This window comes from Pseudomonas sp. RA_35y_Pfl2_P32 (assembly GCF_963970735.1).
GTDB lineage: Bacteria > Pseudomonadota > Gammaproteobacteria > Pseudomonadales > Pseudomonadaceae > Aquipseudomonas.
Genome location: NZ_CAXAQF010000041.1, coordinates 1 through 15,506 on the forward strand (window position 1 = coordinate 1; position 15,506 = coordinate 15,506).

Genomic DNA, 15,506 nt, shown 5'->3' on the forward strand with positions numbered 1-15,506 from the left:
TGATTACATCGAGATGTTCTACAACGTAAAACGCCGCCATGGTTTCAACAATCAGCTGTCACCGGTAGAGTTTGAAAAGCGTTACGCAATGAGCTTGCAAGGTGTCTAGAGAATCCGGGGCGATTCATTGACCAGGACGAGATGACCTGCACGCTGCTGTTCAACCTGGGCACTGACGAAAATCCGGGCCACGCAGATGACCGCGCGGTGCTGAAGCTCAAGGCATCGGCCGGTTACAAGGCTGCCCAATCCATCGGCGGCCGAGCCATGACGCAGAAGGATTTGAGCGATTGGATCGAGGACTGGCACCAGTACCTGACTCCAGTGGACGACGAAGGCAAAGCGATTCCGGTTGCTCGCGCCATCGCCGCAGTTCGAACCATAACGGTCAAGGCGACCAGCGAATCCGAAAACACCGTCGGCGATACCAGCGCCAGCCGCAGCGCCATGGACCAGATCGAGGCCCGCAGCAAAGAAACACTGCCGGCGGCCCTGCTGTTCAGCACCATCCCGTTCGAAGGCCTGACCGAGCAGCAGATCAATCTGCGAATCTCGGTGATCACCAGTGGCGCAGTGCCGGCACTGAAATTGCGCTGGGTGGGTGAAGAGGTTCAGCGCGAAGACATCGCGCAGGAGTTCAAGACGGTGCTGCAGGACAAGATCGGTGATGCCGCTGCTCTGTCCCTAGGCGCGTTCGATCCGAAGTAACACCAAGGCCGGGAGACCGGCCTTCCTATTCGCCGCTTCCGGCTACGGAGGGCGGCACCGGGTTAAATATCATTCCAAACGTCAGTGGCCGGGAGGGTCGCGATAACTGTATTTTCGCACTCACCACAAAGAATCAGTGCGGGCTGATCCTTTAAGCCGGAACTGAATCGATCGAGGTACGCGACAAACTTCTCAGAGCCGCAGCAAGATGACTTAGCAGACGCGACCTTCGTTTCTATGACAGGTTTCTGGTGTGCGTTTTCGGGAAGCGCTCCGATAACATGGCCGCAACCCACGCAGGACATAAGAGCGATGGGTTTATCTGCGCGATCGACAATCACCTGAGTCGCACAAAAATTCGACACATCAGACTTGCAGCCTGGGCATTTTGGCTTGAATTCGTCATTGCGTTTCATTGCGTCTCCTTGATCCGGCTCCATGCCGGTCCCCCGTAATACCCCATATAACTGAACAGCGCTAGATGGCGGCAAGTGAGATGCAAGCGCTTTGTATGCTTGAGAGAAGTACCCCCTGAACAACGGATCATCAGAAAATTTCTCGCGGAAATCCGCTATCTCTGGATCATCTGCCAGCTCAAATGTATCGAGAAAGTCATCCTGCTCGGCAATTAGTATCTCGGGCTGGTTGTACTCCTCGAACTGGCTACCAGTGATATCTATCTGGAACTGTTCAAGCCTTAACCAAACGTGTGAACAAAGTTCACCCCGGCACCCGCCGCCCGTTCCAGAGATCCTAAGGGCACCAGGAAACCCCTTTTCCTTTAGGTATGTTGCCAACAACGCTGACGCATCATCACAGCATGCTGATGGAAAGCGCTCGCTGATCGATATCTGGAAAAAAAAACCACTCCTCACCAGATCTTGAAGAGCAGATCTGAAAATCTTCACCTCTGTAAGCAGCTCATCTCGATCCATCTGACATCTCCCTTTCGAATCGCTCCGAATATACCGGCGAGGATCCCTTATGTCCGCAAAACAGAAGAAACACCCCTTCGATTTCAAAACCCAATACGGACTTGGCTTCAGCACTCAGGACGATGAGATCGTTGTCGATTTCTTCTGCGGTGGCGGCGGCGGCGCTGGTACCGGCTTGGCGTTGGGCCCGGGCGGCGCCCTTCCCTTGCTCACGGCGCCGCGACACGAATACGTGATACCAGAAAACGTGTCGCGGAAATTGAAGCTGGCCTCGATCGCAAAGCGCTGCGGATCGACTGCGATACCTAGGGCTACAGCGGACGCTGTGTGAGCATCCGAGCAATCTTGCCTTCAGCAACTTGCAGTTCGCTTGGGTTACCGTCTAGGTGACTTAGGAACCACATAACACCGGTCAAGTAGCTTGTTACAAGGTCTTCAACCCTGACGAAAACAACGCCTACTGACTTGTTAGCTAATTTTGGCGTGTTGCCATAGACGTAGCAAACTCGCCTGATTTCAGCGCTATCACGGTTTGCAGACGACTCCGCAGTACCCATATGTAAAAGACCATTTCTTGCCTCCCAGATTTCTCGGGCAGTGCATGGCAATGGTGCATAAGGTTGCATGTACGTGTTAACCCAATTTTGGAAATCGGCTGGCCCAGACCTTAACGGGTTCACCGAGAGCCAAGCCATTTGCTCGATAGCAACGTAGGTCAGCATTGCGGCCTGTAAGTGATGACCGCCAGCACGCAGGCAGATAACTGAATCAGTCATTTCCTTGGCGAAAGAAAAAACGTCTTCTGTGCTCATGCAACCCTCCCTGATCCTGCCCCATGCCGGGCCGAACACAAATACCCAACTTCAACGAATCACGCCAGCCAGTGGGGACTTTGAGTGAAATCGATCGTAAGCTGGACCTCCATCAGCGTAGGCGCCGATCGCACTTTACTTTTTTGGCCGCGAACCAAAGAGCTTAATCCATAGCGCAAACCCGCGCTGCTGAAGACGATACTCACCCATTTTAGAAGGATTCTTAAGAATGATTTTCCGGGTTGTAAGGGCCTTCAGGGCATCCGTTAGCGTTTGATCATCACCAGTAAACTTTTCCCGAATTTCGCTTTTCTTAATCCAGTCACTCATGTTCTCGGCCATAATAGCCAGAACTTGCCGATATTCATCTGACTTGATTTTTGAATGATAGTCAGCTGCATAGTAACGAGAGCCGATTGAGTCTAACGCTCCACCTTCCTTGAATGCGCCTTCTAAAACATCGTCTGCCGAAATTTCACCATCCGTATTATGCTCGTAAGCGGAATGGGCAAATTGTTGAATAAAATGAGGATATCCTTCAGAAAGCGAAGCAACGTGATCTTTCGCAAAGTCGCCCATTGTCGTCTGCTCAGAATTGAGTTTGTTACCTGCGGAAAGCCCACGATCTAACACATATTTAGTATCAGAGAAACTTAACTCCTTAACATTAAGATGAGTAAAAATCCTGATTGAAGACTCATGAGATTTTGCAAGTTTTTCGACGACGTCTGGAAGTCCTGCGACTACAAACATCACTCGCTCACAGCTATGCTGATGTAGCATTTCTGTCACAGCTTTGAAGAAATATCCGATATGCAAATTTGGGCAGGCATTGTCTGCTTCGTCGATGATAAACAGAATTCCATCCTTGGAAGCCTCACCCTTTTCCGGATTAGATATTCTATTGCAGGTTTGAGCCAACGAATATGCAAAATCATCGATTACAACATCAGCATCATCAATAATATCGCCCTTATCGATCCCAGAGTCCATTACCTTTATTCTCTGGACAAACGACCAGGTATCAGACAGAAAGCTCCTAACAGCTTCAACTTTGCCAAGCTCACGACTAATACTTCTTTCGATCAAGCGTATCAACGTCACTAAACTTGTACGTTCAGAAATAACGACATTGACTGCTAAAAAATTAAAATTACCAAACTCAGTAGGTATCTCCCCAACCGCAAGATGCTTTAGCAAATTCATCAACGATGACTTGCCAATCCCACGCTCTCCGGTTATCAGGATATTTGAAGGATAGCCATTTTTTGTTTGGTATAGCCCTTTCTCGAGTGTTCGTATTTCCTTCGTACGACCCGCAAACATTCCACTACTAACGGGACTGTTCGGTTTGAAAGGGTTAATTTTACTCATAAAGTAGTCCTTAATAATCGTGATGCGTGCGCAATGAACAATTTCGCGCTTCATAGCAACGAAGACCGCTATTTAGAATCGGGTTTCGAAGCAAGTCAACTGGCACACAGATAGATCGCCCTCACGCCAAGCAATAAAACATCACCGTCTGCCATTGCACGGAGTATCCCTATGATCGCCCTCGCCTGGTTCGCCTACGTGCACTGCTACAAGGGGCCGCGGCGTTAAGGGGCCGCCCCGCCAGCCACCTCAGGGGAGAAAGCGTGTACGCAACTGGCGAGGCGAACCAACAAACCATCGCCCACCTGCTCAATCTGATTTGAACCCCTCATCTGATTTTCACAATCAACCCACCAGCCTGCCGGTGTACGGCGGGCGAGGAATTCGCATGTCCGAAAAAACAATTAAATCAATCATGGAGCAGGCCGAGGTATTCGCTAGTAGCTGGTCAATGGTTGGCGGCCCATTCGCTGCCGATAACCAGCTCGAGCTAGCCGAAGAGGAAAAGGAAGAACTGGAGAAGCTGGTTACTGCCGGCCTCGCAGGTTCTGTCGGCGCCCCGCATGACGTAGGCGAGATGATCGAGGCGCTGCTTGCCTGGCACAAACGCCAGGCCGACCAGCTGAAGATGGTCAGCGACAACGCCAAGGAAGGTGTGACGCTTCAACTTGGGACACATGAACCAGTCGAGATTGTGCTCTCGAAGGACATGGCCAAAGGCTTGCGTATCGGACTTGTTCTGGCTTTAGAACGCTTGGGCGAACTGCCTATCAGCGTGAGCCATGACGGTGATGACGACCCCGATTCCTACGACGAATAAACTCTCCCCACCTTCTGCGGCCACGCGCGGCATGGAGCATGACCATGGAAACCGAAATCCTATCAGACGATGAACTCGCAGATCTAACGGGCTACAAGGCCCGAGCCTACCAGCGCCGCTGGTTGGTCGATCGTCAGTGGGTGTTCGTTGAAAGCCGGGGTAAACGGCCGCTGGTTGGCCGGATGTACGCCCGCATGAAGTTGGGCATGATCTCCCCAACCATCGCCGACCCCAACCCTCCTCCGATGGCGCCGGCATGGACGCCCGACTTTTCGCGAGTGAACTGATATGCGACCCCGGAATACGGAGAACCACCACCTCCCCCCTCGGATGTACCAGCGGTCCAGAAAGCGCAAAAGCGGCAAGTTATGGACCGCGTACTACTACCGCGACCTATTGGGGAAGGACATCCCTCTGGGCAAGGATCTGGATAAGGCCAGAATCAAGTGGGCCGAGCTAGAAGCCAAAGAGAAACCCCTGGACCTTCGCACTATGAAGGGCATATTCGACAGGTACATCCGTGACATCATCCCGAAGAAAGCCCCGCGGACCCAGAAAGACAACCTGGCGGAGATCAAGCAGCTCCGGCCCATGTTCGACAGCGCCCCCATCGACTCGATCACCCCGGCGACTATTGCCGGGTATCGAGATGCGCGATCGGCCAAGGTCCGGGCGAATCGCGAACTCGCGACCCTGTCCCATGTGTTCAACATGGCTCGAGAGTGGGGTCTGACCACCCGGGAAAATCCGTGCCAAGGCGTGCGCAAGAACAAGGAGACGCCGCGAGACTATTACGCGAATGACGTGGTGTGGAATGCGGTCTACCTGAAGGCAGGGCAGGAACTCAAAGACGCCATGGACCTGGCCTATTTGACCGGGCAGCGCCCCGCTGATGTGCTGGTCATGCGCCGGGATGATGTCGAAGGCGGTTTTTTGTTGGTTCAGCAAAACAAAACCGGCAAGAAGCTGCGGATCCAGATGGTGAACAACGGGGTGGCGAATAGCCTGGGCTTGCTGGTAGCGCAGATTGCTACGCGAAACGCTCAGCACGTTTCCAGCTATCTGATCGTGAGCCAGAGGGGCAAGAGGATGACCGCGGCGATGTTGCGCAAGCGGTGGGATGAGGCGAGGGAAAAAGCGAAGCAGGCGGCTGTCGAGGGTGGTGACGCGCTTTTGGCGGGACGGATTGCGGAGTTTCAGTTTCGCGACATTCGACCCAAGGCCGCCTCGGAGATCAAAGACATCGATGACGCCAGCGTGCTCTTGGGGCACACCAAGGGCGACATTACCGAGCGGGTTTACCGCCGCATCGGAGCCATCGCGCAGCCCTCGAAATAGCCTGAAAACCTGTTCCATAACTCGAACCGCGACCCTTGTAGAATGCGGTCTGTAGCGATGCTGGAAAATGAAAGTAATGGAACAGAAATCAACCTGAAGGCCGCAGTTCTAGCTGCTTTACATATCGGTCTTGAAAACCGTCGATGGGCAACTATCCTAGAGTTCGAATCTCTACGCTTCCGCCACATTTATACGACAAAGCCCTGATTTTTCAGGGCTTTGTCGTTTCTGGAGTTTGGCTTTTCCGTCGCCCCTGCGCTGATTTTCCCTTATGCAACAGCCAGAAACTATTGTTGATTCCCTGGTGTCCTGCCAAACGAACACCACTCCCATTCGCCCTGATTCTCGATGCCAAACCCGCGAAACCAAACCGCGTAATGGCGTATCCAGAAACAACGCTCTCCGGGTTGATGTCGACATCTGGCGCGGTGGATACTTGCCGTTCTCGCTGCATCACATCACGAAAAGGAATTCAGATGACCGACATTCACGGTGAGTTCGAGCGGAGCAAGTACTTCCATCGCTCGCGGATAGACAGGCGTTCAGCTGACGCACTGGTTGGCTTGGCCGCAGGCCTCGCCGCCGACGGCGTCGTATCGACCGCCGAAGGGCTGTTCCTCAGGGATTGGCTGGAGACGAACCTGGCCCACCTCGATGATCCGGTCATCAATCTACTTTATTCGCGTCTCTCCAATATGCTCTTGGATGGGGTGCTGGATGCAGACGAGTCCCTTGAGCTTATCGGCCTGCTGCAAGGGTTTTCGGGCCTGAGTACCGAAAAACCCAAGGCTGGCGATCAAACTTTCACCCCTCCCAATGACCTCCCCTTCAATCGACCTGAACCCGAGATCGCCTGGGATGGCAGATTGTTTGTTTTCACCGGAATCATGGCGTACGGACCTCGAAAAGACTGTCAGGCCCTGGTAGAGGAGCGCGGTGGCATCATCGGTGGCGGTGTCAGCAAGAAAATTCATTACCTGGTGGTTGGCAGCATTGGCAATGACCAGTGGCGCCATAGCACCTATGGGACAAAGATAATCAAAGCGGTCGAGCTCAGAGAGACCGGCGCCCCTATCGCCATCATTGGTGAGCAACAATGGCAGCGCGCGCTGTTTGGCTGATTTGATGAGCTGGATAGTCCGCCACGACCTGCTGCCATGCGATGCCCTGCAAGGGTTACTGAATGCCAAACATACAACCGGAAAATAAAGTGACAGCAACCGCTGCTGACATTGAGCGATCGATCCAGGCCCTGAACAAAATGGCCGAACGCCTATGGGGAGATGGCCGGGAGGCCGAGGCGAAAGCCCTTCTGGATGCATTGGATGCTCTGAACCGGGCACTGGATCGAATAAGGATTGGCGAAAGTCGCAGAGTACTGCATTGAGGCCGCCAGGGATTCAATGGCGATGCCGACCAACGCGCCATCACCCAAGACGTCCCGGAACACGCGCGAACTCGATGAATCTCGTTCTGAAAAGGGCCAGGGATGGTCTTAAGCTAATAACTAAAAAGTATTTATTGGATATTTTTTAGATCATTTACATTCCACCCCATGAGCTGCGCAATGTTGCCCCAGCAACAGCGATCCACCGCTGTTGCGTGGACAACTGTCGCCCAACAGCTCGCTGCCCACGCGACCGTAGTTACTGTGGAGGATCATCATAAGCTTATGATTTATATGAATATTCAACCAACGTAACGATTCTTGCTCTGACGGCTGTACATCCCCTATTCGAACAGGAACAGAGCCCATGAGCCCCCACTCAAAGTCGTTGCCGTCCCCGGTGGATCCTTCCGCCCTTCGCGCACCCTGGTGCTGGTCCAGGCGCTTGTCGCTGAAGCTCCGCGACCTGGGGGACTGGGCGCTCAACACAGTCCTGGCCACGCCGCCCTTCTCCTCATAGGCTCGACCATGCAACTACTCACGCTGCCGCCCTCACCCGCCCTCGCCACCTCGATACGCGCCACCGCGCAAGTGTTCGAAGACCCAAAATCCCAGGCGCTGCTGGCGCACCTGCAACAAGTCGCCCCCAGTGATGCCAGCGTGTTGATCATCGGCGAAACCGGGACCGGCAAGGAACTGGTGGCCCGTCACCTGCACAACCTCAGCGCCCGGAGCACCCAGCCGTTTATCGCGGTCAACTGCGGCGCGTTTTCCGAAAGCCTGGTGGAAGCCGAACTGTTCGGCCACGAGAAAGGCGCCTTCACCGGAGCCCTCAGCGCCAAGGCCGGCTGGTTCGAGGAAGCCAACGGCGGCACCCTGTTCCTCGATGAGATCGGCGATTTGCCCATGCCGATCCAGGTCAAATTGCTGCGGGTACTGCAGGAGCGTGAGGTGGTGCGCCTGGGCTCGCGTAAAAGCATCCCCATTGATGTGCGGGTGCTGGCGGCAACCAACGTGCAACTGGAAAAAGCCATCAACGCCGGGCATTTTCGCGAGGACCTGTACTACCGGCTGAACGTGGTCAGCCTGGAACTGAGTCCATTGCGCGAGCGGCCTGGGGACATCCTACCGCTGATCCGTCACTTCATCGCCGAGTACAGCCGCCGCTTGGGTTACGGTGAAGTGGCGCTGGACAATGAGGCCGAGCAGAAGCTGGTGGGGTACTCCTGGCCGGGCAATATCCGCGAACTGGAAAACGTCATTCACCATACCCTGCTGATCTGCCGCAACCACCTGATCCGCGTCCATGACCTGCACCTGTCCAACCTGCGCATCGAGCGCCCGGACGGCAACCGCAGTGCCACCGAAAACAGCGCTGACGCCTTGTTGCAACAGGCCTTCCAGCGCCTGTTCGAAGAAGAAAGCGGCGCCCTTCATGAGCGGGTCGAGCGCGCGTTGCTGCGCGCGGCCTATCGCTTCAGCCACTGCAACCAGGTGCACACCGCGAGCCTGCTGGGGCTGAGTCGCAACATCACCCGGGCGATGCTAATCAAGGCCGGCGAGTTGGTGGTCAACAAGCGCCGCCCGACCCAGGCTGGGCAGGCGGTGAAAGTCGCCAACCTGTCGATCTGAGCCCGGCCACCGGGCTCATTCGGGCAAAACAATCCCCTCTGTCCTTACGCCAGTGCTGCAGACTGGGTCGCGAGCGCCTCGCGCTCCAGCTCACGCACCAGCGGCAACACCTTGCGGCCGAAGTACTCCACCTCTTCGTGAAAATGCAGGAAACCACTGAGCACCAGGTCCACGCCCACTGCCTTGAGAGCGACGATGCGTTCGGCAATCTGCTGCGGTGTCCCGATCAGATTGGTCTTGAAACCATCGTTGTACTGCACCAGGTCTTCGAAGGTTGACTTGGCCCAGTTACCTTCGCCTTCGGGGCTGGAGGCTCCGGCGTTTTTCGCCTCGCCACCAAACCCGTTGACCGCTTCCGGATCGGCCTTGGCGATGATCTCCTGCAACACCGCGCGCGCCTGCGCTTCGGTATCACGGGCGATGACAAAGGCATTCACGCCGATCTTCACCGAGTGGCCATTGACCGCCGCCTTGGCGCGGATATCGTCGACCTGAGCCTTGATCCCTTCCACCGTGTTGCCGTTGGTGAAGTACCAGTCCGAGACCCGCGAAGCCATGTCCCGCGCGGCGCGTGAGCTGCCCCCCTGAAAGATTTCCGGGTGCGGTTGCTGCAGCGGCTTGGGTTTGAGTGTGTAGTTATGGAAGCGGTAGAAATCCCCCTGGAAAGTGAAGTTATCCTGGGTCCAGATGCCCTTCAGCGCCTGGATGAACTCTTCGGAACGACGATAGCGCTCATCATGATCCAGCCAGGGCTCGCCAATCGCGCGAAACTCTCCTTTGAACCAGCCCGAGACAATATTGACCGCCACCCGGCCATGGGTGAACTGGTCGATGGTCGCCAACTGTTTGGCTGCCAACACCGGACTCCAGGGGCCCGGCAGGATCGCGGCGATGACCTTGAGCTTTTCGGTGGCAGCCAACAATGCATGGCTGATGGTCACTGATTCGTGCTGGTTTTGCGCGCCATAACCGGCGGTGAAGCGGATCTGCGACAAGGCGTATTCGAAGCCGGCCTGTTCGGCGATCCGCGCCAGCTTGTGGTTGTAGTCGATGTCCCAACTGGTGCGCTGTTCGATCTTGCTGACCACCAGCCCACCGCTGACATTGGGCACCCAATAGGCAAACTTGATGTTGTCCTGGCTCATTGCATGTACTCCTGCTGGCAGGTGCCACTGTGGCACCTGCACCAGGGCTTGAGCAGCAACCGTGCCACCTCAATTAATCATTAATAATCAATAACTTAATGATTGATCATGAAAAACCAAAGTGTCCCCCAGCGCACAGGCTGTTGATCACCTGTTGCCTGCACAACACGGGCTGGCGGGCCCTTTCCACGCAACGCGCGCCGACTGCTGTTGCCGGGCGGTCAGCACTTGAGCAAGTTGCCCGCCAGGCGACAGCCGTGCGCAGCAAAAATCCCGGCGCGCCCCGCGCAATCACACGATTTGGTGTACCAGGCACGACCTGTGCACTGGCAGCAGGACGCAACAGCTGCACTGCCCTGTTGCGTCTCTTGCCTTCGATTAAGGAACTGCCCCATGACTGTTCAGCAACAGCACCTGCCCCTTGCCAGTGGCGCCGACTACCAGGCCCTGGCCGAACGCTTCCGACCGATCTTCGCGCGCATCGCCGCTGGCGCACTGCAGCGCGAGCACAGTCGCAGCCTGCCCTTTGAACCTGTGCAATGGCTCAAGGAAGCCGGCTTTGGCGCCGTGCGCGTCCCTCTGCAGTACGGTGGCGCGGGCGCGACGCTGCCGCAATTGTTCGAACTGCTGATCGAACTCGCCGCCGCCGACTCCAACCTGCCCCAGGCCTTGCGCGGTCACTTCGCGTTTGTCGAGGACCGCCTCAACGCCCAGGCCGACGCGCCGCAGGACGTCTGGTTCCAGCGTTTTGTCCAGGGTGAACTGGTAGGCAATGCCTGGACCGAAGTCGGCAGCGTGAAGATCGGCGAGGTCGGCACCCGGGTCTCGCGCCTGGATGAGCAGTGGGTGGTCAATGGCACCAAGTACTACAGCACCGGCAGCATCTTCGCCGATTGGATCGACCTCTACGCCCAGCGCGATGACACCGGTGCCGACGTCATCGCCGCCGTACGCGTGCAACAGCCGGGCATCAGCCAGAACGACGATTGGGATGGTTTCGGCCAGCGCACCACCGGCAGCGGTACCTCGGTGTTCGTCAACGCCGTGGTGGAGCCTGAGAACCTGTTGGACTTCGCCACCCGCTTCAAATACCAGACGGCCTTCTATCAACTGGTGCTGCTGGCGGTCCAGACCGGTGCCGGCCGCGCCGCCGTGCGCGACATCAGCGAAGAAGTGCGCACCCGCACGCGCGTCTTCAGCACCGGCAATGCCAGCCACGTCAGTCAGGACGTCCAGGTGCAGCAGGTGTTGGGCAAGGCTTCGGCGCAGGTCTACGCCGCCCACGCCACTACCCTGCGCGCGGCGACGGCCTTGCAGTTGGCGTACGAAAGCCGCTTCGCCCAGGACCCGGTCGCCGAGCGCGCGGCCAACATCGCCGCCGAACTGGAATCGGCCCAGGCCCAGGTGGTGATCGCCGACCTGGTGCTGCGCGCCACCAGCGACCTGTTCAACGCCCTCAGCGCTTCGGCCACCAGCACCACCAAGGCCTTCGATCGGCACTGGCGCAACGCACGCACCGCCGCCTCGCACAACCCGCTGATCTACAAGGAGCGGATCATCGGCGACTGGGAAATCAACGGCACCGAACCGCCCTACGTCTGGCAGATCGGCGCCGGGTCGAAGTAAAGCGCGGATGGCCGCCAATTAGGTGCGTGCACATCCTGTGGGAGCACGGCTTGCCGGCGATGGCGGACTGACAGCTGTCATCACGGGCAAGCCGTGCACCTACAGAGGTTGCGTTGCAGCGAAGTTGCCCTTCATCGCCGCACTGGCCCTGGATTTGCATTGGCTTCAACCGCTATGACCCGATACCCGCTCAAGATCGGGAAAGCGGCAGGTCTATTTTGGGCAGCGAGTATCCGACGGACAGGTGAACTATGGATGGGCATTTCGTTCAACACGGGCGCATGGCGGCCTTCATCACAGCGTTAAACCCCCAGGGTGAGGTGCCGACGGGTAGCCCGCGCCAGTCACCCCAGCCGGTTAACGTCGCGCCAGCCCAGTGCGCGCAGGTATTGCACGGCTGCGAGGACGGGCTGCATATTGATGCCGTGCGTTGGGGCTGGGCGCCTTTTGGGGCACGGGGCAAGCAGACTGATTCGCTGGAACTGCCACTGGAAACCCTCGGCACGCAGACGGACCTGCGCTTGCTCTGGCCCAATGCCCGGGCGGTGGTGCCCAGCGACGGCTGGTACCAATGGGTCGCGCAGCCGCAGGCCCCCCACTCTCCAGACCTGTACTTCATGCGCCTGAAAAATCGCCGGCCAATGTTCTTCGCCGCACTGGCCCAGGTGCATCGGGGACTGGCCGCACAACGCGGCGGGGGCTTTGTGATTATCACCACCGCCGGTGAACACCAAGGCCGGCGCCCACGGGTGCTGGAGCCCGAACTGGCCAACGAATGGCTCGACCCCCTGCTTTCGCCGACACGTGCCGAAGCCCTCGTCCGGCACCATTGCCTGCCCGACTCGGCATTCGAGTGGCGCAAAGTCAACCTGGCCCTGAACAACAGCAGCCGCCAATTGCGACGTTCAGCGTGAGCTAAGCGCTGTCACGATGAGGGTCGGCGTTTTTCATAACGCACATCCTGGGCATCCACCCTGGCCACGACCGTCCAGCCCAGGCGCTGATAAAAACCGTTGGCGCGGATTTCCTGGCGGCCGTCAGTCACCAGGAAAATACGCTCATGGGCCTGGAACAGCTCGGCTTCGGCGGCGGCCATCAACAGGCGCCCCAGCCCTCTATTCTCATAGGCCGGGCGGACAAACATGGCAAATACCTCGCCTTCGTCCCGGTCAATCATGGAGAACGCCACCGGCCGCTCATCGACTTCGGCGATCCACACACAAGGGCCCTCCTTGATCGCCGAACACAACACTTGTGGCGTTATGCCCAGGGCGTCCATCTGCTCCCGGCTCAGGTGGTTCTGCGCCACTGACGTGCGAATCTCAAACAAGCTTTCGACATCGTCCACCGTGGCCATACGCGTGCGCACACCCATCTGCCTATCTCCTGAAGATCATGCGCCATTGTAGAAAGGCGCCGGGGGCGGGATAAACAGATTGATTGTTGGAGATCTGTAACCCAGGCCAGAACTCTGCGCTCACCCTTGGACTAAGCTCAAAGCTCCAGCGGAGGGCTTTCCAATGTGCGGAAGACTTTCACAGTACCGAGGCATTCACGACTTTGTCGCGGCCCTCGGTATGCCCAACGCCCTGGTCAATACCCTGGGCGACGAGGCTCTGGCGCAGTACAACGTCGCGCCCACCACCCAAGCCGCCCTGATTCATCTCGAAGGGGAAACACTGCACGCCGATCGGGTGCGCTGGGGATGGCGACCCCATTGGTCCACTGACCACGCCTTGCCGATCAACGCCCGGGTGGAAAAAGTGGCCCACGGCTCGTTCTTCCGGGCGATCTGGCCACATCGCGCCATCACCCCCATCGATAACTGGTTCGAGTGGGTCTACGAAGGCGGTCCGAACAAACAGCCCTACCTGATCCGCCGCCGTGACCGGGCACCTATTCTGTGTGCCGCCATTGGCCAATACCCGGCGGGTGGGCGCGATCCGCGACCCGATGACGGCTTTGTGATCATCACCGCCGACAGCGTTGGCGGCATGGTCGACCTGCATGACCGGCGCCCGCTGGTGCTGTCCCCGGAACTGGCCCGGGAGTGGCTCAACCTGGGGATGCCCAAGGAACGTGCGGAACAGAGGGTGCTGCACGAAGCGGAGCCTGCCGAGGCCTTTGAATGGTTCAAAGTCGACAGTGCCATTGGCAACGTGCGCAACCACTATCCGGGGTTGCTCACGCCCATCGGCAAAGTCCTCAGGGGCGGCGATGAAAAGGGTAATGGCTGACCAGGCAGCGCCTGGCGAGTGGCGGGTTTCTCGACTAGCCTGTGCGCGGTATGCCCTGCTGCCCTTCTCGTGAAACATCTTGTCTGGGAGACGAAGATGAACCCGATTCAACAGGCCGAGCGGACCTATCGCACCTGGTCCACCCCGATTCTGCTAGAACTCAAGGCACGCCAGCATCAGTTGGCTCCTACCGACCGCCAGGCCCTGCAGAATGTGCTGATAGAGCGCCGACTGCTCGACACCGGCAATCCGACCGGCCCTGACCGGCGCAAATCATGAAGATACAACAGCGGGCCGGTTCGCGATGGACTCAAGCACGCGGCGTTGATTGAGCACGCCCGCACGCTGGTTGAGGCCCATCGCGAGCCCGCTCGCATCTATCGGTTGACGTTGATGGCCGATGCCATGCGGGGTTTGTAACCTGGCAATGCGGCCGCAAATGCCAGTGCCTCTTCCCGCGTGGCGAAGGTAGCGATCCGGTCGTGTTGCGTGCAGACCCGCCAGGGGCCGCTGTTGACGCTTACCAGCTCATAACCATTCATGTGCATTTTTCTCAGCATGGGCAAACTCATAGCCACCTCCATTGAAGTCGATAAGCCCGCAATCAACTTACACCCGCCGCTTCTCGTCGTGGACACCAGTGGGTGAACGGTCGCGAGTCCAACGCACGAGCCATACCGCTTTGAGAGGGCCAGCCGCCTAAGGTGCTGGCCAGCGGACGAACGGCCAGGAACATGACAAATTCTTCACCCTGGGCGACCAGTGCGCCCCTTATAGTCAGCGCGCACATCCAAGGAACATTCAGCCCGCACACTCTATGCGGGCTTTTTTTGTATTGCTTAACCCCGTAGAACTCCCGAACGAGGCCGCTCGCTGATGGTAGACAGTGAACGTGGCAAATTCTGTTTGGCATTCTTATAAAAATGACGATGTTATTGACATGACATCTGCCTTCTCTTGAGCCCCCGCGCATCGGTAATAACCTTCAGCCATATCATCTTCGTGCTCATCCCTGGTGAGCGCGCTGCCTGGAATATGTAGGGAGTATTCCCAACAGACCGACGGCACATAAAAACGTTGCCTCAATGAATCGTCCAGGCAGGTACCTACGACTTTCCAGTTTGGTGAGATCGCTCATATCTCAGGTCGGCGGTCCGGATGCTCGGCGTCAAAGCCTTGTATGGGGTGAGCGGGTAGCGGGTGGTCTTTCATGAGGTTGGGGAAGCGTAGACTTCTGTCGGCCCGTAATTGATTCCATAGACCGTAATAGATCTCATGAAGTTTGGGATCCGGTTTATAACCAAAATTATCAACAGGTTCCGGCTGAGCCGAAAAGCTGATAATAAAACAATGCAAGAGGCTTGTTTTTTTTAGCGATTTTATAGAATGCGGCCGTTTCTATAATCGCTTCTGGGATGTGTTGAGCTCCAGCGCATCGAAAGTATGGTTCGGCCATTTGGTCGTCTTGCTTATCTCGCGGCAACTCAAATGA

The 15,506-nt window shown here is 57.1% G+C and carries 18 protein-coding genes and 3 pseudogenes; 14 read left to right on the plus strand and 7 right to left on the minus strand.

Annotated elements, in window-relative coordinates; all coding sequences use genetic code 11:
• Nucleotides 1-109, plus strand: a 109-nt coding sequence (locus tag AACY45_RS26540; RefSeq protein WP_146427598.1) for an IS3 family transposase, incomplete at its 5' end; no start/stop codon positions are given.
• Nucleotides 110-123: 14 nt separating this feature from the next.
• Nucleotides 124-708 (plus strand): annotated as a pseudogene (locus tag AACY45_RS26545) (DUF2303 family protein); the annotation flags it as partial.
• Between the two features lie 62 nt (nt 709-770).
• Here AACY45_RS26545 and AACY45_RS26550 read toward each other — a convergent pair.
• Complete coding sequence (locus tag AACY45_RS26550) at nt 771-1,643, minus strand: hypothetical protein (protein WP_339548388.1); 873 nt, start codon at nt 1,641-1,643, stop codon at nt 771-773.
• 49 nt (nt 1,644-1,692) lie between these two features.
• On the opposite strand from AACY45_RS26550, the gene AACY45_RS26555 reads away from it, so the two are divergent.
• Nucleotides 1,693-1,974: a hypothetical protein gene (locus tag AACY45_RS26555; protein ID WP_339548408.1), complete on the plus strand. Its 282-nt coding sequence runs from the start codon at nt 1,693-1,695 to the stop codon at nt 1,972-1,974.
• On the opposite strand, the gene AACY45_RS26560 is transcribed toward AACY45_RS26555, so the two are convergent.
• Nucleotides 1,955-2,455: a hypothetical protein gene (locus AACY45_RS26560; RefSeq protein ID WP_339548389.1), complete on the minus strand. Its 501-nt coding sequence runs from the start codon at nt 2,453-2,455 to the stop codon at nt 1,955-1,957. The genes AACY45_RS26555 and AACY45_RS26560 overlap by 20 nt on opposite strands.
• A 135-nt stretch (nt 2,456-2,590) precedes the next feature.
• Nucleotides 2,591-3,829 carry an ATP-binding protein gene (locus AACY45_RS26565; RefSeq protein WP_339548390.1) on the minus strand — a complete coding sequence of 413 codons (1,239 nt, stop codon included), beginning with the start codon at nt 3,827-3,829 and terminating at the stop codon, nt 2,591-2,593.
• Nucleotides 3,830-4,217: 388 nt separating this feature from the next.
• Here AACY45_RS26565 and AACY45_RS26570 point away from each other — a divergent pair, with 388 nt between their 5' ends.
• The 7 genes and pseudogenes from AACY45_RS26570 to AACY45_RS26600 all read left to right on the plus strand — a co-directional run bounded on the left by AACY45_RS26570 (nt 4,218) and on the right by AACY45_RS26600 (nt 9,006).
• On the plus strand, nt 4,218-4,649 hold the full coding sequence (locus tag AACY45_RS26570) for a hypothetical protein (RefSeq protein WP_339548391.1): 432 nt from the start codon (nt 4,218-4,220) through the stop codon (nt 4,647-4,649).
• A 44-nt stretch (nt 4,650-4,693) separates the two neighbouring features.
• Nucleotides 4,694-4,936 carry a DUF4224 domain-containing protein gene (locus tag AACY45_RS26575; RefSeq protein ID WP_339548393.1) on the plus strand — a complete coding sequence of 81 codons (243 nt, stop codon included), beginning with the start codon at nt 4,694-4,696 and terminating at the stop codon, nt 4,934-4,936.
• Nucleotide 4,937: 1 nt separating this feature from the next.
• Entirely contained in the window at nt 4,938-5,987 is a 1,050-nt protein-coding gene (locus AACY45_RS26580; protein ID WP_339548394.1) for a tyrosine-type recombinase/integrase, read from the plus strand.
• A 476-nt stretch (nt 5,988-6,463) separates the two neighbouring features.
• Nucleotides 6,464-7,108: an NAD-dependent DNA ligase gene (locus AACY45_RS26585; protein ID WP_339548396.1), complete on the plus strand. Its 645-nt coding sequence runs from the start codon at nt 6,464-6,466 to the stop codon at nt 7,106-7,108.
• Nucleotides 7,109-7,170: 62 nt separating this feature from the next.
• The gene (locus AACY45_RS26590; protein ID WP_339548397.1) at nt 7,171-7,374 is read left to right on the plus strand and encodes a hypothetical protein; all 204 of its coding nucleotides are present in this window, start codon (nt 7,171-7,173) and stop codon (nt 7,372-7,374) included.
• Between the two features lie 339 nt (nt 7,375-7,713).
• A pseudogene (locus tag AACY45_RS26595) lies at nt 7,714-7,830 on the plus strand (hypothetical protein); the annotation flags it as partial.
• A 72-nt stretch (nt 7,831-7,902) separates the two neighbouring features.
• The gene (locus AACY45_RS26600; RefSeq protein WP_339548398.1) at nt 7,903-9,006 is read left to right on the plus strand and encodes a sigma-54 interaction domain-containing protein; all 1,104 of its coding nucleotides are present in this window, start codon (nt 7,903-7,905) and stop codon (nt 9,004-9,006) included.
• A gap of 44 nt (nt 9,007-9,050) precedes the next feature.
• On the opposite strand, the gene sfnG is transcribed toward AACY45_RS26600, so the two are convergent.
• Nucleotides 9,051-10,151 carry a dimethylsulfone monooxygenase SfnG gene (sfnG, locus tag AACY45_RS26605; RefSeq protein WP_339548399.1) on the minus strand — a complete coding sequence of 367 codons (1,101 nt, stop codon included), beginning with the start codon at nt 10,149-10,151 and terminating at the stop codon, nt 9,051-9,053.
• Between the two features lie 393 nt (nt 10,152-10,544).
• On the opposite strand from sfnG, the gene AACY45_RS26610 reads away from it, so the two are divergent.
• Nucleotides 10,545-11,777 carry an acyl-CoA dehydrogenase family protein gene (locus AACY45_RS26610; protein WP_339548400.1) on the plus strand — a complete coding sequence of 411 codons (1,233 nt, stop codon included), beginning with the start codon at nt 10,545-10,547 and terminating at the stop codon, nt 11,775-11,777.
• 251 nt (nt 11,778-12,028) lie between these two features.
• Nucleotides 12,029-12,691, plus strand: coding sequence for an SOS response-associated peptidase family protein (locus AACY45_RS26615; RefSeq protein WP_339548401.1), 663 nt, complete (start codon nt 12,029-12,031; stop codon nt 12,689-12,691).
• An 11-nt stretch (nt 12,692-12,702) separates the two neighbouring features.
• Here the strand turns inward: AACY45_RS26615 and AACY45_RS26620 are convergent, their stop codons facing one another.
• Nucleotides 12,703-13,152: a GNAT family N-acetyltransferase gene (locus AACY45_RS26620; RefSeq protein ID WP_339548402.1), complete on the minus strand. Its 450-nt coding sequence runs from the start codon at nt 13,150-13,152 to the stop codon at nt 12,703-12,705.
• 145 nt (nt 13,153-13,297) lie between these two features.
• Between AACY45_RS26620 and AACY45_RS26625 the strand changes: the two genes are divergently transcribed.
• The gene (locus tag AACY45_RS26625; protein ID WP_339548404.1) at nt 13,298-14,014 is read left to right on the plus strand and encodes an SOS response-associated peptidase family protein; all 717 of its coding nucleotides are present in this window, start codon (nt 13,298-13,300) and stop codon (nt 14,012-14,014) included.
• 96 nt (nt 14,015-14,110) lie between these two features.
• Nucleotides 14,111-14,293, plus strand: coding sequence for a hypothetical protein (locus AACY45_RS26630; protein ID WP_339548405.1), 183 nt, complete (start codon nt 14,111-14,113; stop codon nt 14,291-14,293).
• Nucleotides 14,294-14,391: 98 nt separating this feature from the next.
• Here the strand turns inward: AACY45_RS26630 and AACY45_RS26635 are convergent, their stop codons facing one another.
• Together AACY45_RS26635 and AACY45_RS29375 are read right to left on the minus strand one after the other, a co-directional pair.
• Nucleotides 14,392-14,586: a DUF2188 domain-containing protein gene (locus AACY45_RS26635; protein WP_339548406.1), complete on the minus strand. Its 195-nt coding sequence runs from the start codon at nt 14,584-14,586 to the stop codon at nt 14,392-14,394.
• A 737-nt stretch (nt 14,587-15,323) separates the two neighbouring features.
• Nucleotides 15,324-15,506: pseudogene (locus AACY45_RS29375) on the minus strand (tetratricopeptide repeat protein); the annotation flags it as partial.

What these genes read in the sequence shown, in the direction of transcription:
- AACY45_RS26550 (WP_339548388.1), bottom strand. Translation starts at nt 1,643, where the DNA reads ATGGATCGAGATGAGCTGCTTACAGAGGTGAAGATTTTCAGATCTGCT.
- AACY45_RS26570 (WP_339548391.1), top strand. Translation starts at nt 4,218, where the DNA reads ATGTCCGAAAAAACAATTAAATCAATCATGGAGCAGGCCGAGGTATTC.
- AACY45_RS26555 (WP_339548408.1), top strand. Translation starts at nt 1,693, where the DNA reads ATGTCCGCAAAACAGAAGAAACACCCCTTCGATTTCAAAACCCAATAC.
- AACY45_RS26590 (WP_339548397.1), top strand. Translation starts at nt 7,171, where the DNA reads ATGCCAAACATACAACCGGAAAATAAAGTGACAGCAACCGCTGCTGAC.
- sfnG (WP_339548399.1), bottom strand. Translation starts at nt 10,151, where the DNA reads ATGAGCCAGGACAACATCAAGTTTGCCTATTGGGTGCCCAATGTCAGC.
- AACY45_RS26560 (WP_339548389.1), bottom strand. Translation starts at nt 2,455, where the DNA reads ATGAGCACAGAAGACGTTTTTTCTTTCGCCAAGGAAATGACTGATTCA.
- AACY45_RS26615 (WP_339548401.1), top strand. Translation starts at nt 12,029, where the DNA reads ATGGATGGGCATTTCGTTCAACACGGGCGCATGGCGGCCTTCATCACA.
- AACY45_RS26620 (WP_339548402.1), bottom strand. Translation starts at nt 13,152, where the DNA reads ATGGGTGTGCGCACGCGTATGGCCACGGTGGACGATGTCGAAAGCTTG.
- AACY45_RS26600 (WP_339548398.1), top strand. Translation starts at nt 7,903, where the DNA reads ATGCAACTACTCACGCTGCCGCCCTCACCCGCCCTCGCCACCTCGATA.
- AACY45_RS26635 (WP_339548406.1), bottom strand. Translation starts at nt 14,586, where the DNA reads ATGAGTTTGCCCATGCTGAGAAAAATGCACATGAATGGTTATGAGCTG.
- AACY45_RS26580 (WP_339548394.1), top strand. Translation starts at nt 4,938, where the DNA reads ATGCGACCCCGGAATACGGAGAACCACCACCTCCCCCCTCGGATGTAC.
- AACY45_RS26575 (WP_339548393.1), top strand. Translation starts at nt 4,694, where the DNA reads ATGGAAACCGAAATCCTATCAGACGATGAACTCGCAGATCTAACGGGC.
- AACY45_RS26585 (WP_339548396.1), top strand. Translation starts at nt 6,464, where the DNA reads ATGACCGACATTCACGGTGAGTTCGAGCGGAGCAAGTACTTCCATCGC.
- AACY45_RS26565 (WP_339548390.1), bottom strand. Translation starts at nt 3,829, where the DNA reads ATGAGTAAAATTAACCCTTTCAAACCGAACAGTCCCGTTAGTAGTGGA.
- AACY45_RS26625 (WP_339548404.1), top strand. Translation starts at nt 13,298, where the DNA reads ATGTGCGGAAGACTTTCACAGTACCGAGGCATTCACGACTTTGTCGCG.
- AACY45_RS26630 (WP_339548405.1), top strand. Translation starts at nt 14,111, where the DNA reads ATGAACCCGATTCAACAGGCCGAGCGGACCTATCGCACCTGGTCCACC.
- AACY45_RS26610 (WP_339548400.1), top strand. Translation starts at nt 10,545, where the DNA reads ATGACTGTTCAGCAACAGCACCTGCCCCTTGCCAGTGGCGCCGACTAC.